The sequence below is a fragment of the Streptomyces sp. NPDC056835 genome, assembly GCF_042789485.1.
Lineage (GTDB): Bacteria > Actinomycetota > Actinomycetes > Streptomycetales > Streptomycetaceae > Streptomyces.
Genome location: NZ_JBHUBB010000044.1, coordinates 23,678 through 40,100, shown reverse-complemented (window position 1 = coordinate 40,100; position 16,423 = coordinate 23,678). Strand labels below are relative to the sequence as shown.

The 16,423-nt window shown below is 70.9% G+C and carries 16 protein-coding genes and 1 tRNA gene; 12 read left to right on the top strand and 5 right to left on the bottom strand.

Annotated features, from left to right (window positions below):
- Positions 1–165: 165 nt before the first annotated feature.
- Entirely contained in the window at positions 166–357 is a 192-nt protein-coding gene (locus ACFRMN_RS34555; protein ID WP_383027417.1) for a helix-turn-helix transcriptional regulator, read from the top strand.
- Entirely contained in the window at positions 354–1,820 is a 1,467-nt protein-coding gene (locus ACFRMN_RS34550) for a tyrosine-type recombinase/integrase (RefSeq protein ID WP_383027414.1), read from the top strand. Before ACFRMN_RS34555 ends, ACFRMN_RS34550 begins: the two co-directional genes overlap by 4 nt.
- 140 nt (positions 1,821–1,960) lie before the next feature.
- Here ACFRMN_RS34550 and ACFRMN_RS34545 read toward each other — a convergent pair.
- From ACFRMN_RS34545 to ACFRMN_RS34535, 3 genes are all read right to left on the bottom strand, one after another.
- Positions 1,961–2,032 (bottom strand) — tRNA-Arg (locus tag ACFRMN_RS34545).
- A gap of 102 nt (positions 2,033–2,134) precedes the next feature.
- On the bottom strand, positions 2,135–2,767 hold the full coding sequence (locus ACFRMN_RS34540) for a response regulator (protein WP_383027483.1): 633 nt from the start codon (positions 2,765–2,767) through the stop codon (positions 2,135–2,137).
- 203 nt (positions 2,768–2,970) lie between these two features.
- Positions 2,971–4,014: a Ku protein gene (locus ACFRMN_RS34535; RefSeq protein WP_383027412.1), complete on the bottom strand. Its 1,044-nt coding sequence runs from the start codon at positions 4,012–4,014 to the stop codon at positions 2,971–2,973.
- Between the two features lie 50 nt (positions 4,015–4,064).
- On the opposite strand from ACFRMN_RS34535, the gene ligD reads away from it, so the two are divergent.
- Complete coding sequence (gene ligD / locus ACFRMN_RS34530) at positions 4,065–4,949, top strand: non-homologous end-joining DNA ligase (protein WP_383027409.1); 885 nt, start codon at positions 4,065–4,067, stop codon at positions 4,947–4,949.
- A gap of 72 nt (positions 4,950–5,021) precedes the next feature.
- On the opposite strand, the gene ACFRMN_RS34525 is transcribed toward ligD, so the two are convergent.
- Positions 5,022–5,882 carry a nuclease-related domain-containing protein gene (locus ACFRMN_RS34525; RefSeq protein WP_383027407.1) on the bottom strand — a complete coding sequence of 287 codons (861 nt, stop codon included), beginning with the start codon at positions 5,880–5,882 and terminating at the stop codon, positions 5,022–5,024.
- A gap of 190 nt (positions 5,883–6,072) precedes the next feature.
- Here ACFRMN_RS34525 and ACFRMN_RS34520 point away from each other — a divergent pair, with 190 nt between their 5' ends.
- The 4 genes from ACFRMN_RS34520 to ACFRMN_RS34505 all read left to right on the top strand — a co-directional run bounded on the left by ACFRMN_RS34520 (position 6,073) and on the right by ACFRMN_RS34505 (position 10,821).
- On the top strand, positions 6,073–6,447 hold the full coding sequence (locus ACFRMN_RS34520) for a zinc-ribbon domain-containing protein (RefSeq protein WP_383027404.1): 375 nt from the start codon (positions 6,073–6,075) through the stop codon (positions 6,445–6,447).
- 204 nt (positions 6,448–6,651) lie between these two features.
- A complete protein-coding gene (locus tag ACFRMN_RS34515; RefSeq protein ID WP_383027401.1) occupies positions 6,652–8,049 on the top strand; it encodes an FtsW/RodA/SpoVE family cell cycle protein in 1,398 nt (465 codons plus the stop codon).
- Positions 8,046–9,503, top strand: coding sequence for a penicillin-binding transpeptidase domain-containing protein (locus ACFRMN_RS34510; protein WP_383027399.1), 1,458 nt, complete (start codon positions 8,046–8,048; stop codon positions 9,501–9,503). The genes ACFRMN_RS34515 and ACFRMN_RS34510 overlap by 4 nt, the downstream gene beginning before the upstream one ends.
- A 79-nt stretch (positions 9,504–9,582) precedes the next feature.
- A complete protein-coding gene (locus tag ACFRMN_RS34505; protein WP_383027396.1) occupies positions 9,583–10,821 on the top strand; it encodes an amidase family protein in 1,239 nt (412 codons plus the stop codon).
- Here ACFRMN_RS34505 and ACFRMN_RS34500 read toward each other — a convergent pair.
- Positions 10,784–11,683, bottom strand: a complete 900-nt coding sequence (locus ACFRMN_RS34500; protein ID WP_383027481.1) for an ADP-ribosylglycohydrolase family protein — start codon at positions 11,681–11,683, stop codon at positions 10,784–10,786. The genes ACFRMN_RS34505 and ACFRMN_RS34500 overlap by 38 nt on opposite strands.
- 125 nt (positions 11,684–11,808) lie before the next feature.
- On the opposite strand from ACFRMN_RS34500, the gene ACFRMN_RS34495 reads away from it, so the two are divergent.
- From ACFRMN_RS34495 to ACFRMN_RS34475, 5 genes are all read left to right on the top strand, one after another.
- A complete protein-coding gene (locus ACFRMN_RS34495; protein WP_383027394.1) occupies positions 11,809–12,738 on the top strand; it encodes an alpha/beta fold hydrolase in 930 nt (309 codons plus the stop codon).
- 191 nt (positions 12,739–12,929) lie between these two features.
- Positions 12,930–13,865, top strand: coding sequence for a diiron oxygenase (locus ACFRMN_RS34490; RefSeq protein WP_383027391.1), 936 nt, complete (start codon positions 12,930–12,932; stop codon positions 13,863–13,865).
- Positions 13,866–13,918: 53 nt separating this feature from the next.
- Positions 13,919–14,695 (top strand): TetR/AcrR family transcriptional regulator, encoded by a 777-nt coding sequence (locus tag ACFRMN_RS34485; protein WP_383027389.1) that lies wholly within the window; start codon positions 13,919–13,921, stop codon positions 14,693–14,695.
- A 14-nt stretch (positions 14,696–14,709) separates the two neighbouring features.
- A complete protein-coding gene (locus tag ACFRMN_RS34480) occupies positions 14,710–15,012 on the top strand; it encodes a hypothetical protein (protein ID WP_383027386.1) in 303 nt (100 codons plus the stop codon).
- A gap of 110 nt (positions 15,013–15,122) precedes the next feature.
- Complete coding sequence (locus tag ACFRMN_RS34475; protein WP_383027384.1) at positions 15,123–16,412, top strand: NlpC/P60 family protein; 1,290 nt, start codon at positions 15,123–15,125, stop codon at positions 16,410–16,412.
- The last annotated feature ends 11 nt before the right edge of the window (positions 16,413–16,423 follow it).

Sequence of the window (16,423 nt, the reverse complement as noted above, 5' to 3'; positions counted from 1 at the left end):
TCTACCGCCGGGGCCGGTAGCGGATCCATCCGCTACCGCTACCCCTATCCGCTACCTCGATCATGCCCCTGACCAGGGCGGTAGCGGAGGTAGCGGAGGTAGCGGACCTGACAGGGAGGGGAGCCCTACTCCCGCTCCCGTCGCGTTCCTGCTTGAGGAGGAGTCGTGGCCAAGCCGCGCGACGAAATGCTTTCCATCCCCGAAGTCATCGCCGAGATCGGCGTACCGCGAGCGACGTTCTACCGCTGGCGGCAGTGCAGAAAGGGCCCGAAGGCCATCAAGCTCCCGAACGGCGCCGTTCGCATCCGCCGCTCCGAACTGGATCGGTGGATCGCGAGCATGGAGGAAGCTGCGTGAACCACCGCAAGACCGATCGGACGGGCTCTCACAGTTCTGAGGGCCCGTCCGAGGCTCAAGAGCCCACGCTGTCCACCGACGTACGCGTCTGGAAGATCAGCAGGATCACCAGCAAGAAAGCCCCGTACCAGCTCCGATGGGTGGTCGCTGGGCAGGTCAAGCACGCGACCTTCGCCACCGTGGCGCTCGCCGAGACTCGCCAGTCCGATCTACGGAAGGCCATGCGCAAGGGCGAGGCATTCGATGTCGACACGGGCCTGCCGGAATCCGAACTGCGGGCTGCCGAGGCAAAGAAGAACGCCCGTCCCGATCCTTCCTGGTGGGACTTCTCCCGCGAGTACATGTCGGTACGGTGGCGAACCACCGCCGCCAAGACGCGGGAGGGATTGGCCGACAGCCTCGCCACGGTCGCGCTGGCCATGATGGGTGACGCGCCGAAACCACCAGCGCTGGAAGACGTGCGTGCGGCGATTCGGTGGCACGTCGTACCTGCGCACGAGGATGAAGAGCCCCCAGAGCATCTGGCGACCACGTGCTCGTGGCTGGGGCGGCATTCTTTGCCCCTGTCCGCGCTCACCGATGCGAAAGTCGTACGGGAGGTCAACTACCGGCTCTCGTTCAAGCTGGACGACAGCCCGGCGGCAGGCGAGACGTACAAGCGGCGGCGCCGTGGATTCAACACCGCCATGGAGTACGCGATCGAAGCGGGCTACGTGGACAGCAACCCTCTCGCCGGCATCAAGCGCTCCGGGTCCAAGACCCATGACGTGGTCGACCCTCGGGTCCTGGTCAATCAGGCGCAGGGAGCGCAACTCCTTACTGCGGTCTCCTACGTCGGGTCGGTCCACCGCAACCGTGGCCGCCGGCTGGTCGCATTCTTCGCCTGTCAGCTCTACGCGGCGATGCGGCCGGCGGAAGCTGTTGGGCTCCGGTTCGGGGACTGCCACCTGCCAGAGCAGGGATGGGGCACCCTCACCCTGCGCGAGACACGTCCCGTGTCGGGCAAGAAGTGGACCGACACGGGCAAGCGCCACGACAGGCGCGGACTCAAGTCACGGGATGCCAAGGCAGACCGCCCCGTGCCCATCCCGCCGGTCCTGGTCGCGATGCTTCGCGTGCACGTCCAGGAATTCGGCACGGCCAAGGACGGCCGACTGTTCGCCAATGAGCGCGGGGACGTGCTGGGAACGTCTAGCTACTGGCGCGTATGGCAGGAAGCGAGACCGCTCGCCCTGCCACCGGACAAGGAGTCATCCCTACTCGGTCGCCGCCCGTACGACCTGCGGCATACCTGCATCACGAATTGGCTGAACGCAGGGGTCCCCGTGGCCGAAGTAGCCCGGAGGGCAGGCAACTCCCCGGAGGTCATCCACCGCCGTTACGAAGGCTGCATCGACGGACACGAGGAGCTGAACAACAAGAAGATCGAGCAAGCAATGGGCTGGGCCTCGCCTCGCGTGTGACCTGCGCGCGGCTCACACGCCGCTCACACACAACCAGTGCGTGACAACGACAGAGAGCCGGACCCAGTGGGACTGGATCCGGCTCTCTGTACTGGGCACCTGCGCAGGTCAAGAGCTTGATCACCCTGATTGCTGCGGAGTGCCCCCGGCAGGATTCGAACCTGCGCACACGGCTCCGGAGGCCGTTGCTCTATCCCCTGAGCTACGGGGGCGAGTCGCCGTGGTGCTTGGCGACGAAGGAAACCCTACCAGCTTCCGCGGGGTGGCCGTGAACAGGTATTTCCAGGTCGGGTGGGGCGGGGTAGGAGCGGGGGTCAGGCTCGGAGGTAGGTGAGGACCGCCAGGACGCGGCGGTGGGTGTCGTCCGCCGGGGGGAGGTTCAGTTTGGCGAGGATGCTGCCGATGTGTTTGCCCACGGCCGCCTCGGAGACGACGAGTTGGCGGGCTATCGCCGCGTTGGACTTGCCCTCGGCCACCAGGGCCAGGACCTCGTGCTCGCGGGGGGTCAGGCGTTCCAGGGGGTCTCGGCGGCGGCGGAGCAGTTGGCGGACCACTTCCGGGTCGACGACCGTGCCACCGGAGGCCACGGACTGGAGGGCGGCTTCGAAGTCCTCCACCTGGCCCACGCGGTCCTTGAGGAGGTAGCCGACGCCGGAGCCGTCACCGGAGTCGAGGAGTTCGGCGGCGTAGGTGCGCTGGACGTACTGGCTGAGGACGAGCACCGGGAGGGAGGGCTGCCGTTCGCGGAGGCGGACGGCCGCGTGCAGGCCCTCGTCCTGGAAGCCCGGGGGCATTCGTACGTCGGTGACCACGATGTCCGGCGTGTGCTCCGCCACCGCCGTCAGCAGGGCGGGCGCGTCGCCCACCGCCGCGGCGACCTTGTGGCCGAAGCGGTCCAGCAGGGCGGTCAGGCCTTCTCGGAGCAGCACGCTGTCCTCGGCCAGCACGATGCGCAGCGTTCGGTTCACTCGCGCAGTGTGCCACCCAGGGCGGGGCGGGGCGCCTGCCGCGCCCGCCGGGGACGCCGGGGACGCGGGGACGCGGGGACGCCAGGGACGCCAGGGACGCCGGGGACGCGGGGACGCGGGGACGCCAGGGACGCCGGGGACGCCGGGGACGCGGGGACGCGGGGACGCCGGGGATTGCCGGCTCAGGCCGAGGCGCGCTTCCGGCCGCCGGAGGCCGTCTTCGAAGCCGTCTCGGCTGTCTTCGAAGCCGACTTGGCCGCGGCCTTCCCGGCCGTCTTCGACCCCGATCCGGACGCGGTCTTCCGCGCCGCCGTCTTCTTCGCCGCCGCCGTTTTCCTCGCCGCCGGCTTGGCCGCGGTCTTCGCCGCCGTCGTCTTCTTCGCCGGTGCCCTCTTCGCCGTCTTCTTCGCGGGGAGCCGCGTCACCTCCGCGACCTCGTCGCCCTCCGCCCGGCCCTCCTTCGCCGCGCGCACGCTGTTCTCCAGCGCCGCCATCAGGTCGAGGACCTTCCCTCCCCCGCCCGCCGCCGGCTCCCGTTCCGGCGTCGGGGCGCCTTCCGCCTTGGCGGCGATCATTTCCTCGACCGCCTCGCGGTAGTCGTCGTGCAGCGAGTCGAGATCGACCGAGCCGAGCGTGTCCATCAGGGCGTCGGCCAGGTCGAGTTCGGCCTCCCGTACGGTGACGTCGGTCTCCGGCGCGACGCCCTCGGGGACCCTGATCTCGTCCGGCCAGAGCAGGCCGTGCATCGCGATCACATCGCCGACCACCCGCAGCATCCCTAGCCGCTCCCGCCCCCGCAGGGCGAATTTGGCGACGGCCACCTTCTGACTGCGCTTCAGCGCCTCACGCAGCAGGGTGTACGGCTTGGCCGCGGGCACGCCGGCCGCGGAGAGGTAGTACGCCGTGTCCATCTGGAGCGGATCGATCGAGTCCGCCGGGACGAACGCGACGATCTCGATCGTCTTCGCCGTCGGCAGCGGCAGCGCGGCCAGATCGTCGTCGGTGATCGGGATCATGGACCCGTCGGCGTCCTCGTACGCCTTGCCGATCTCCGGCGTCGACACCTCCTCGCCGTCCAGCTCGCAGACCTTCCGGTAGCGGATACGGCCGCCGTCCGCCTTGTGGATCTGCCGGAAGGAGATCGAGTGGTTCTCGGTGGCGTTGACCAGTTTGATCGGGATGCTGACCAGCCCGAAGGAGATCGCGCCGTTCCATATGGATCGCACGTTCCATCCCTTTCATACGATATTCACGAAATATATGGGATTCTCATCGTATGACGCCGATCACAGAGGTGGAGGGGCGACGCCTGGCGCTCAGCAACCTGGACAAGGTCCTGTACACCGCCACCGGCACCACGAAAGGCGAGGTCCTGCACTACTACGCCCGTACGGCGGCCCCGCTGCTGGCCCATCTCGCCGACCGCCCCGTCTCCTTCCTCCGCTACCCGGACGGGCCCGACGGGCAGCTCTTCTTCACCAAGAACCCGCCGCCCGGTACGCCCGACTGGGTACGGGTCGCCGAGGTACCCAGAAGGACGGCCGACACCGGCCGGCAGGTGGTGGTGGAGGACCTGCCGTCGCTGATGTGGGCGGCAAACCTGGTCGTGGAGTTCCATACGCATCAGTGGCGCGCCGTCGCGCCCGAGCAGGCCGACAGGCTCATCCTCGATCTGGACCCCGGGGCGCCCGCCACCGCCGTGGAGTGCTGCGCGGTGGCGCTCTGGCTGCGCGAGCGGCTGGGTACGGACGGGCTGAAGGCGTATGTGAAGACCTCGGGGTCGAAGGGCCTGCATGTCCTCGTACCCCTGGAGCGCGCTCCGTCCGCGGACGTCTCGGCGTACGCGAAGGGTCTGGCCGTCGAGGCGGAGGCGGCGCTGCCGGAGCTGGTGGTGCACCGGATGCGGCGCTCGCTGCGGCCCGGGAAGGTCTTCGTCGACCACAGCCAGAACGCCGCCGCGAAGACCACCGCGGCGCCCTACACGCTGCGTGCCAAGGCGGAGCCGACCGTCTCCACGCCCGTGACCTGGGACGAGGTCTCCGACTGCACGGACGCCGAGCAGCTGGTCTTCAGGCTGGGGGACATCGAGGCGCGGTTGGAGCGGTACGGGGACCTCCTCGGCCCGCTCACCGACCCCGCCGTCGCCGCCCCGCTGCCCTGATCCCGGCCCGCTGCCCTAAGCCCGCCCCGCTGCCCTGAGCCCGGCCCCCTTCACGGCCGCCAGGGACACGCCCTAGACACGCAGCCAGCTGTGGCGGTCGCGCGCCGTCGCGTACAGGGACTCGATGTCCGCCGGTTTCAGTACGCCCCCGAGCGACGCCAGCGCCGCGATCTCGGTGTCGCGCAGGATCCGTACGTCCCGTGGCGTCGGCAGGGCGCCCGGGCCCGCGGCCTCGACCACGGCGAGTACGGGGCGTACGTCGGCCGCCAGGGCGCGCGAGGCGCGTTCCGCGGCGCGGCGGGCCCAGCGGAGATGGGGCGCGGGCGCGGAACGCCCCACGCGGACCTGCGGGTCGGCGACGGCGACCCGGCGCTTTCGGGCCGGGAGTGTCCGTACGGCCAGGACTCCGGCCGGGCCGATCGCCAGATGGTCGATACGGGCGGCACCGGGAAGCGGTATCGAGTGCAGCACCCGCCAGCCCGCGTCCTCCAGCCGGTCGAGCCGGTCGCCGACGGTCTCCTGAGCGAGCAGTTCCGCCTGCCGGGGGTCCTGACGCCATCGGCGCCACAGGAGAGACGAGGAAGACCCGGAGGACCGGTGGGACCCGGAGGACCGGCCGGACGGCGCCGCCCGCGGCGCGTCCAGCTCCGCGTGGAGCGCCTCGCCCGGACGGTTCGGGGCCAGGTCGTCATCGGGGTGGAGCGAGAGCCGGTCGAGATCGGCCGGGGTCGGCACCCGGGGTGGCCCTACGGCCACCTCGCCGGTGAGATACGGCGCCAGCGCGGACAGCACCTCGTCGCGCCCCGCCCCGGAGAGCACACTCACCCGTCCGGTGTCCTTGTCGTACCAGGCGACGGTCGTACCGTCCCGCAGAGTGACGTACAGCCGGTCGCGGCCCTGCCCGCGCGTCGGCGTGACGCGTAATCGGCTCATGCCCCACCACCCCCACGACCATGGGAACAGCACCCGGGCCACGGGGCAAGAGCCCTCGGCCACCGGCCCGGTGCCCCGCCCTGACCATTCCGTCCCGTATCGCGGGCCAGTTGTTCACCGCCGTGCGGCAGACTCTCCCTCAGTACGCGCTCCCCCAGCACACGCCGGTCCTCCCTAAGGAATCCCGCTCATGATCATCTTCGGTACCAAGGGCTACCTCTACCAACTGGCGATACTGACGCTGGTCTGCGGCCAGTGCGGCAATCCGTCGGCGCACACGCTCCGCAAGCGCGTCACGAAATTCACGCTGTTCTTCGTGCCGCTGTTCCCGTTCTCCACCAAGTTCGCGACCCAGTGCACGTTCTGCGGCGCGGAGCGGCAGGTGACCAAGGAGCAGGCCGACCAGCTCATGGCCCAGGGCACCGGGCAGGCGAGCGGACAGGGATACGGACCCGGGAACGGGCAGGGGTACGGACCTGGGAACGCGCAGGGCGGGCAGGGGTACGGACAGGGCGGCGGCCAGCCGTACGGGCAGCCGCCGCAGCGGAACCCCTACCAGCAGTGAACCCCTACCAACGGTGAACCTCCATCAGCGATGAGCTCCGGCCGGCGAAAGCGACCGCGGCACTCATCTCACCCATCTCCCCATAAGGCGATGGAACGACCAGCTGATGATGCGTCGGACCGAATGGCCTCCAGGTGAGTTCGGCATGCCCTACATCCCGACATAAACGGACATAACACCCGCCTCCTTGCTACGTTTCGACGCATGACCGCAACGACGGCGGACGCTCCCCTACCCGGGCTTCGCCACCCCAAGCGACGGGGTGTCGAACTCTCGCTCCTCGTCTGCGCCGTCCTCATCTCCGTCTTCGGCTACATCAGCGTCGGCCTCGGCAGGAACGACGCCGTACCGCCCGACGCCGCCGGATACGGCGCCGGTCTGGGCATGCTCGCCCTCCTCGCGCATATCGCCGTCCGGCTGCGCGCCCCGTACGCGGATCCCCTGCTGCTGCCCATCGCGGTGCTGCTCAACGGCCTCGGTCTGGTGCTGATCTACCGCCTCGACCTGGAGACTCCGGGCGACAAGGCCGCGCCCACCCAGCTGGTCTGGTCCACGTTCGGTGTCGCGTTGTTCATCGCCGTCGTCGTGTTCCTGCGCGACCATCGCCTGCTCCAGCGGTACGCCTATCTGTCGGTCGCCACCGCACTGGTGCTGATGATCGTGCCGATCTTCTTCCCCGCCGTGAACGGCGCCAAGATCTGGATCCGGCTCGGCGGACTCTCCTTCCAGCCCGGCGAATTCGCCAAGATCCTGCTCGCGGTCTTCTTCGCCGCGTACCTCGCCGCCAACCGCAACGCCCTCGCCTACACCGGCCGCAAGGTCTGGCGGCTCCAACTGCCCACCGGCCGCGTGCTCGGCCCGATCGTGGCGATCTGGCTGCTCAGTGTCATCGTCCTCGTCCTCGAACGCGACCTGGGCACCTCGCTGCTCTTCTTCGGGCTCTTCGTGATCCTGCTCTATGTCGCGACCGGACGCACCGGCTGGATCGCCGTCGGGCTGCTGCTCGCCGCGGTCGGCGCGTTCGCCGTCGGCTCGCTGGAGCCGCATGTCCACAGCCGCGTACAGGACTGGCTCGACCCCTTCGCCTCCATCGCCGCCGGCCGCGGACCCGGCCAGCTCGCCCAGTCCCTCTTCGCTTTCGCCGCGGGCGGGATGCTCGGAACCGGGCTCGGGCTCGGCAGGTCCGTCCTGATCGGGTTCGCCGCCAAGTCCGACTTCATCCTGGCCACGGCGGGCGAGGAACTGGGCCTGGTCGGCCTGACCGCCCTCTTCCTGCTGTACGCCCTGCTGGTCGCCCGCGGTTACCGCGCCGCCCTCGCGCTGCTCGACCCCTTCGGGCGACTGCTCGCCGTCGGTCTCTCCGCGATCCTCGCCCTCCAGGTCTTCGTCATCGCGGGCGGGGTGACGGGACTGATCCCGCTGACCGGCATGGCGATGCCCTTCCTGGCCCAGGGCGGCTCGTCCGTCGTCACCAACTGGGTGATGGTCGCGCTGCTCATCCGGCTGAGCGATTCGGCCCGCAGCCCGCGCCCGGAGAGCGCGGAGCCGGGCGTCATCGCGCCGGCCGAGGAGAACGGGAACGCCTGGAGGGACCAGCTATGACCCGCTACATCCGGCGGACCGCCGTCTTCAGTCTCCTGCTGCTGGTCGCCCTGCTGGTCAACACGGCCAAGATCCAGGTCATCGAGGCGAACTCCCTCAATCACAACCCCGCCAACCGCCGTGACACCGTGGCCCGTTACTCCCAGCCGCGCGGCAACATCCTCATCGACGGCAGAGCGGTCACCGGCTCCAGGGACAGCGGACAGCAGCTGCGCTACGAACGCACCTACACGCAGGGCCCGCTGTACGCGCCCGTCACCGGCTACGCCTCCCAGACGTACGGCACGACCCTGCTGGAGAACGCCGAGGACGACATCCTCTCCGGTACGGACCCGATGCTCGCCCCGTTCCCCTTCTGGAACGAGATCACCCGCGGCCGGCGCCCCAGCGGGCAGATCGCCACCACGATCAAGGCGTCCATGCAGCGGGCCGCGTACGAGGGACTGGCCGGCAGACGCGGCGCGGTGGCTGCCGTCGAGCCGTTCAGCGGCAGGATCCTGGCGCTGGTCAGCAGTCCGTCGTACGACCCCGGGCAGCTGTCGGGCACCGGCGCAGCCGTCAATGACGCGTGGGCCCGGCTGACCGGCGCGGACGCGCAGCCCCTGCTCAACCGGGCCATCCGGCAGACCTATCCGCCCGGGTCCGCCTTCAAGATCGTGACGGCGGCGGCAGCGCTGGATTCCGGGACGGTCACCGATGTCAACGCCCCGACCGGCATCCCCGAGCCGTATCTCCTGCCGGGCACGCGGACCGCGCTGCCCAATGAGGCGGACGGATGCGACGAGGCATCGCTGGACTACGCGATCAGATGGTCCTGCAATACGGTGATGGCCGGGCTCGGCGTGAGAACCGGGCTGTCCGCGATGGTGGAGACGGCACGGAAGTTCGGCTTCAACGACACCGGGATCACGATCCCTTCGGGGGTCGCCGCGTCCCACTTCGACACCCGTATGAGCGACGATCAGCTGGCGCTGTCCTCGATCGGGCAGTTCGACACGCGGGCCACCCCGCTCCAGATGGCGATGGTCGCGTCGGCGGTCGCGAACGGCGGGGAGCTCAAGTACCCCTTCCTGGTGGACCGGACCACGAACGCGGACGGCGACATCGTCTCCCGTACCGGCGAACGCTCCTACCGGCGGGCGATGAACCCGGCCACGGCCCAGCACCTGCGGCAGCTGATGATCGGGGTCGTCGAGGACGGTACGGGATCGAACGCGGGGATCGACGGGGCGACGGTCGGCGGGAAGACGGGGACGGCACAGCACGGGGTGGGCAACACCGGTACGCCGTACGCCTGGTTCATCGCCTGGGCGCAGGCGGGCAATTCGAGCCGCCCGGCGGTCGCGGTGGCGGTGGTCGTGGAGGCGGCGGAGGCGAACCGGTCGGACGTCAGCGGCGGGGGTGACGCGGCGCCGATCGCGCGGGCGGTGATGCGGGAAGCGCTGCGAAACTAGGTCCTGTCCGGGGCCCTCCGATCGGATCGGATCGGATCGGACGGGATGGGATGGGGAGAGGCTGGGGAGGGGCTGGGGGATGTCTGTGGCGGACGGTGTCGCGGAGGCGCTGGCGCGGATCGAACGGCTCGATCCCGCGCTGTGCGCCTTCATCGAGGTGTGGGACGCGGAAGCCAGGGAACGGGCGCGGACGGTGGACCGCCGACTACCGCTCGCCGGTGTGCCGTTCGCGGTGAAGGGGCCGTCCGGCATCCGGTCGTACGCGGCGGGGCGGCTGATCGCGGCGGGCGCCGTGCCGGTCGGGTCGACGGCGGTGCCGGGGCCCGGCACGTACTGGCAGACCTGGGGGCAGGGCAGGCACGGCCGTACGGTCAACCCCTACCGCGCGGACCGTACCCCCGGCGGGTCCTCCGCCGGGTCGGCGGTGGCGGTCGCGGCGGGCATGGTGCCGCTGGCGACCGGCAGCGACGGCGCCGGCTCCGTCCGGATCCCGGCGGCCTGGTGCGGGGTGTTCGGGCTGAAGACGACCAACGGGCTGCTGCCGTCCCCGGACCGTACCGGCCTGGCGTCGGCGGGTGTGCTGGCGCGGTCGCCGGCGGAGGCGCGGGCGTATCTGCGGTGTGTGCTCGGCGGTGACGAGGCGCCGCCACCGGCCTTTCCCGTGCCCGCGGTCTTCTCTCCCGACCTGGGGTACGCGCGGCCGGACCCGGAGGTGGTGGCGGTGGTACGGGCGGCGGTGGACCGGCTGGTGGCGGCGGGGGTCGTACGCCTTGAGCCGACGCGACGGCCGTTCACGCTGCTGGACCCGCGTGAGGCCTGGATGGCGATACGGAGCGGCGGCGGCTCGGAGGCGGCTGGGCCGGCGTCGGGGGTACCTGCGTCGGGGGTGCGGGGGCCGGATGTGCCGGCGTCGGACGTGCCGGCGTCGGACATAGCGGCGTCGGACATAGCGGCGTCGGACATAGCGGCGTCGGACATACGGGCGGAGAACGACCGGCGGCTCGACGCGCTCTTCGCCCGTACGCCGCTGCTGCTCACCCCGGTCACCCCCAACAGACCGCACGGTCACGAGGGTCCCGGCGAGCTGTACTCCACCGCGCTGACCTGGGCGTTCAATCTGAGCGGGCATCCCGCGGCCAGCATTCCGGCCGGTTTCACGGCGGACGGATGTCCGGTGGGGCTGCAATTGGTGGCGGCGCGCGGGGCGGACGCCTCGCTCCCCGAAATCGCCCTCGCGGCCCCGGACCCGGTCGACGTCCTCACGGCGCGGCCGCTCCCGCCTACGTCAGCGCCTCCCGGCGCTCCCGCCACGCCGTAGGGACCGAGCCCGTTCCGGTGCGGGCCGCGACGATGCCCGCCGTGATCGCGCAGGTCGTGTCGACGTCGCCGAAGCCCTCCGCCGTCGACCAGAGCGCGGCGGTCAGATCGTCGCGGTGGCGGGCCGCCGTCCATACCGCGAACGGCACGGTGTCGTCGGCGCGGATCCGCTGGCCGTTGCCGAGCAGATCCGCCGCCTTCCAGGGCTCGGTGGTGAAGGGCAGTTCCGCGGCCCGCGCCAGGCCGTCCCGTACCGGACCCTCGGGCGTGGCCTCCGCCACCGCCGCGACGGAGAGTTCGGACCGTACCGACAGCGCCGCCGCCACCGCGATGGCCACCGCGCCCGCGATGCCCTGCGGGTGCGCGTGGGTCACCTCGGCCGAGAGCACGGCCTGTTCGGCCACGCGGTCGAGGTCGGCCGCGAACCAGGCGCCCAGCGGCGCCACCCGCATCGCCGCGCCATTGCCCAGGCTGCCGCCCTCGAACAGCCCGGGGGTCAGGGTGCGCCAGCTCTCCGGTTCCGTCAGCAGGGCCGGCAGCAGCATGTGCATACCGTGCCCGTAACCGCGGGCCGGATCGGCGTCGTACATGAGGGCGAAGCACAGGGCGAGCCGGTCCTGGTCGATGGCGCCTCGTTCGTCGAGGACGCGTTGTATCGCGAGGGCCATCGCGGTGTCATCCGTCCAGTGCCACTCCAGCTCCGTCGGAGTGATCCTGGCCCTGATCTCCGCGTACGCGCGCTGACGCTCACGGAAGAGAGGGAACCAGCGTTCGCCGAAGGCGTCGCCCAGGGCGAGTCCTTCGAGACTGCGGCGGGCTGCCGCGCGGTCGGCACCGGGGTGTGGGGCGGTCATACGCGCCATCGTGCCGTGCGACGCGGTGTTACGCGGCCGGTTCCGGCGTATATCCATTATGGGGCATCGGAAGGCCGGATTTCGTCATTCCGGTGGACGATTTTGGGGCCCCTGGGGCGCTCTACGGTTGACGCATGCCTAACTCCCTTCAGCCCATTCACGTCCACGTTCACGACCACGGCGGCGAGGGCTCGCCCCTCCTGCTGCTGCACGGCGCCGGCCGCTCGCTCGCCGACTGGGACGCCGTCGCTCCGCTGCTCACCCAGCGCCACCGGGTGCTCGCCGTCGATCTGCCCGGTCACGGCCGCTCCGAAGACGGCCCGCGGCCTTGGTCGTTCGAGGCCGCCGCCCAGACGATCGAGTCCGTGCTCGACTTCTACGAGATTCCGGACGCCGTGCTCGTCGGCCACTCACTGGGCGGGATGCTCGCCCTGTACCACGCCGCCCACCGCTCCGGCGGAGCCACCGGCCGTACCACTCCCGGCGCTGTCAATCTCGACGGCTTCTGGTGGGGCCGCCCCGATCAGTACCCGGGGCTGGACGGTGCGACCGTCGCGGAAGGCCTGGCCCGCGTCGGCGAGATGATGCGAGCCGCCGCCGGGCAGATCGCGCCCGCCGAATATGTCGCGCAACAGGCCGCGTACGCGGAGCAGTTCGGCATCCCGTACGCCCGCGCCGAGGCGGCGGCCCGTGGCGCGGTGCGTGAGCTGCCCGACGGCCGTGTACAGACGCTGCCCGTACGGGAGCGGGCGCTGGAGATGTATGACGCGATGGACGCCCTCGATCTCTTCGCGCTGCTGCGGCGCGTGCCGTGCCCCGCGCTGTGCGTACGGGCCCGAAGGCCGCAGCCGCCGATGCCGGGGATGGAGTGGTTCCACGAGCTGACCGACTCGTACACGAAGGGCCTCGACCGGGATCTGGCCGCCCTCGTGGAGGAGCGTCGCCGCGACGGCGCCGCGCCTCTCGCCGTCGAGGACATCGACGCGACCCACGCGATGCTGCTGGAGGAGCCGGAGGCGGTGGCCGCGCTGCTGCTCGCGTTCACCGGCGGCCTGCGGGGATGAGCGGCCGACGGTTCACACGTTGGTAGACATGGAGTCAACAAGACGCGCACAGGGGATTGACGCCCTTGTTGACGAGCGGTCTCATAAGGGGTGACCGCCGGTAACCCGACTCGGCTCACCGTCTCAGTGAGCCGAGTCGGTGAGCCGCCGCCTCACACAGCCCGCCATCCAGCCATGAGGTGCGCTCAGCCATGACGACTGTGACCGAACGCGATGTGCAGCTGCTCCGCGACGCACTCGGCCCGCTCCGGGACCGCGAACAGGTCGCCCAGCGGCTGCTCGAATCCTCCGCCAAGCACTCCTTCGACCCCGACAAGGAACTCGACTGGGACGCGCCGGCCGAGGACGGCAAGTGGTTCTGGCCGCCGGAGCTGGTCTCGCTCTACGACACCCCGCTCTGGCGGACGATGTCCGAGGAGCAGCGGATGGAGCTGGCCAGGCACGAGGCCGCCTCGCTCGCCTCGCTCGGCATCTGGTTCGAGATCATCCTGATGCAGCTGCTGGTCCGGCATATCTACGACAAGCCCGTGACCAGCGATCACGTCCGCTACGCCCTCACCGAGATCGCCGACGAGTGCCGGCACTCGATGATGTTCGCCCGGCTGATCCACAAGGGCGGGGCCCCGGAGTATCCCGTGCCGCGGCTCTACCACAATCTCGCGCGCGTCCTGAAGACCGTCTCCACCACGCCCGGTTCCTTCGCCGCCACACTCCTCGGTGAGGAGATCCTCGACTGGATGCAGCGGCTGACCTTCCCGGACGAGCGGATCCAGACCCTCGTGCGCGGGGTGACCCGTATCCATGTCATCGAAGAGGCGCGTCATGTCCGTTACGCGCGCGAGGAGCTGCGCCGCCAGATGGTGACCGCGCCGCGCTGGGAGCGGGAGTTCACCCGGCTCAGCTGCGGTGAGGCCGCCCGGGTCTTCTCGGTCTGCTTCATCAATCCACAGGTGTACGAGAACGTCGGCCTCGACCGCCGGCAGGCCGTCGCCCACGTGCGGGAGAGCGGTCATCGCCGGGAGGTGATGCGGACGGGCGCCAAGCGGCTCACCGATTTCCTGGACGACATCGGTGTGCTGCGGGGGACCGGGCGCAGGCTCTGGAAGTCCTCCGGCCTCCTCGCCTGACCGGCGCCCCGGTCCGTACCCCCACCCGGCCGCCCGGCGGTTACGCTGCGGACATGACCGCGCCCGCAACGCCCGCGTACCGAAGGCTCAGCGTCGAGGAGCGCCGTACGCAACTCCTCGACGCGGCCCTCGGCCTCTTCGCGCACCGGGCGCCCGAGGATGTCTCGCTCGATGATGTCGCCGCCGCGGCCGGGGTGTCCCGGCCGCTCGTCTACCGCTATTTCAGCGGCGGCAAGCAGCAGTTGTACGAGGACGCGCTGCGCTCGGCCGCCGACGAGCTGGAACTGTGCTTCACCGAGCCGCCGGTGGGGCCGCCGACCGAGCGGCTCGGGCGTGTCCTCGACCGCTATCTCGACTTCGTCGGCCAGCACGACACCGGGTTCAGCGCGCTGCTCCGGGGCGGCAGTGTCTGTGAGACGTCCCGGACGACCGCGATCGTCGACGAGGTACGGCGGGCCGCGGCCGAACAGATCCTGCTGCACCTCGGGACAGGCGGGGCGTCCGGGACAAGCGGGGCAGGCGGGACGGACCACGCGGGTGCCGCGGCGGCGCCCGGCGCACGGCTGCGGATGCTGGTGCGCACCTGGATCGCGGCCGTCGAATCCGCCTCGCTGATATGGCTCGACGAGGAGAAGCGCCCGCCCGCCGGCGAGCTGCGCGACTGGCTGGTCGACCATCTGATCGCGCTGCTGGTGGTCACGGCCGCCACCGACGAGGAGACCGCCGCGGCCGTCGGCGCGCTCGTGGCGTACGAACACCCGGACGGCCCCGTGGGAACGCTGGCCCGCCGGGTGCTGCCCCTGGTGAACGCGGCGGCGCACCTCCCGTAGGTGAGACTGGGGGCGTGAGAAGCGAAGACACTCCCTTTGTCGGCGGGCCGCTGGACGGGCGCGTCCTGCCCGTACTGACGGGACCGACCGGCCAGCCGCCCAAGTGGTACGAGGTCCCGGTGCCGGACGCGGACGGCGGGCCGCCCACCGTCCTCACCTACCGTCGTGCCCCGGCCGGCTACACCAAGCGGCTCGGGATCCAGCGCGGCTGGAAGTACGAGTACGTGGCCGAGGGCCGCGAGCGGCGCACGCTGAAGTGGCCCTGGTCGAAGCCCGGTGACGGTACGGAGCGGGGCGACCGTCCCTCACAGGGATGATGCTGTTGCTCCACCGAGCCCATTAATGCGCTCTTCACATCCCATATCACCTCATCATCGCCATCATCACCTAGGGCTGGACTGTCCATCCCGCAACCGGAGGTGATGACGTGTCAGGCAGAATGTTGCGATCCGTCTGTACGGCGGCGCTGGCCACCGCGACGGTCTTCGCGGCGGTGCCGATCGCGTCGGCGTCGCCGTCTCCCTCCCCCGCCCCCGCCCCCTCGGCTTCCACCGGGGCCGACGGGCCCGGCGGCCCCGGCGCCACCGACGCCGCGGACGTCACCGATGACGCCCCGCCCAGTACCGTCGCGGAGATGCTGACCCGGCTCCAACAGCTCTACCGCGAGGCCGAGAAGGCCACCGAGGAGTACAATGCCACCGCCGCCGAACTGACCCGGCAGCGCGCCGAGACCAAGAGGGTGGACTCCGAACTCGTCCGGGCCCGCGCCGCGCTGGCCCTCAGCCGCGTCAACGCCGGCCGGCTGGCCCGCGAGCAGTACCAGGGGCAGTCCGGTCTCTCCGGCTATCTGCGGCTGTTGCTCGCCCGCGACCCGCAGAGCGCCCTGGACGAGACGTATCTGATGGCGCGCGCGGCGCGCGGCAGGGCGGAGACGCTGAACCGGCTGACGGGCGGCGAGCAGCGCGCCCGAACCCTCGCCGCGGCGTCCCGCGAAGCCCTCGACCGTCAGCAGGCGCTCGCCACGAAGCAGAAGAGACAGCGCGACATGGTCAGATCCCGGCTCCTGGAGGTCGAGAAGCTGCTCGCCTCCCTCAGCCGCGCTCAGATCAAGGCTCTGACCGATCTCGAACGGGCCGGTACGGACAAGGCCCAGCGCGAACTGCTCGCCTCCGGCGCCCTCGGTGACGGCACACCGCAGGGCGCGGGCGGACCCCAGGGCGCGGGCGGTCCGGCCGGCACAGCGGTCCGTATGGCGCCCTCGCGGGCGGGCCAGGCGGCCCTGGAGTACGCCGTCGAGCAGATCGGCAAGCCGTACGAGTGGGGCGCCGAGGGGCCCGATTCGTTCGACTGCTCCGGGCTGACCTCCCGGGCCTGGGCGCGCGCCGGCCTCGCCATCCCCCGTACCAGCCAGGAGCAGTGGAGCGAACTCCCCAAGGTCTCGCTGCGCGAGCTGCGCCCCGGCGATCTGGTGATCTACTTCCCGGGGGCCACGCATGTGGCGATCTATCTGGGCGACGGGATGGTGATCCAGGCGCCGCGCCCCGGGACCAATGTCAAGGTCTCCCCCATCGCGGCGAATCCCCTGCTGGGCGCGGTACGTCCGGACCCGGAGGCCGGGGCGCTGGACCCGGAGGCGTACGAGCCGCCCGCACTGCCCCCGGGCGCGCTGGACGGCTCGGACGCCGGTTACGGCGAGGAGGCGGCACCGGAGGTCTGAACCGGCCCGGG

Coding starts and splice junctions, on each gene's coding strand:
- ligD (WP_383027409.1), top strand. CDS start 4,065: ATGACGCCGATCACAGAGGTGGAGGGGCGACGCCTGGCGCTCAGCAAC.
- ACFRMN_RS34525 (WP_383027407.1), bottom strand. CDS start 5,882: ATGAGCCGATTACGCGTCACGCCGACGCGCGGGCAGGGCCGCGACCGG.
- ACFRMN_RS34520 (WP_383027404.1), top strand. CDS start 6,073: ATGATCATCTTCGGTACCAAGGGCTACCTCTACCAACTGGCGATACTG.
- ACFRMN_RS34515 (WP_383027401.1), top strand. CDS start 6,652: ATGACCGCAACGACGGCGGACGCTCCCCTACCCGGGCTTCGCCACCCC.
- ACFRMN_RS34510 (WP_383027399.1), top strand. CDS start 8,046: ATGACCCGCTACATCCGGCGGACCGCCGTCTTCAGTCTCCTGCTGCTG.
- ACFRMN_RS34505 (WP_383027396.1), top strand. CDS start 9,583: ATGTCTGTGGCGGACGGTGTCGCGGAGGCGCTGGCGCGGATCGAACGG.
- ACFRMN_RS34500 (WP_383027481.1), bottom strand. CDS start 11,683: ATGGCGCGTATGACCGCCCCACACCCCGGTGCCGACCGCGCGGCAGCC.
- ACFRMN_RS34495 (WP_383027394.1), top strand. CDS start 11,809: ATGCCTAACTCCCTTCAGCCCATTCACGTCCACGTTCACGACCACGGC.
- ACFRMN_RS34490 (WP_383027391.1), top strand. CDS start 12,930: ATGACGACTGTGACCGAACGCGATGTGCAGCTGCTCCGCGACGCACTC.
- ACFRMN_RS34485 (WP_383027389.1), top strand. CDS start 13,919: ATGACCGCGCCCGCAACGCCCGCGTACCGAAGGCTCAGCGTCGAGGAG.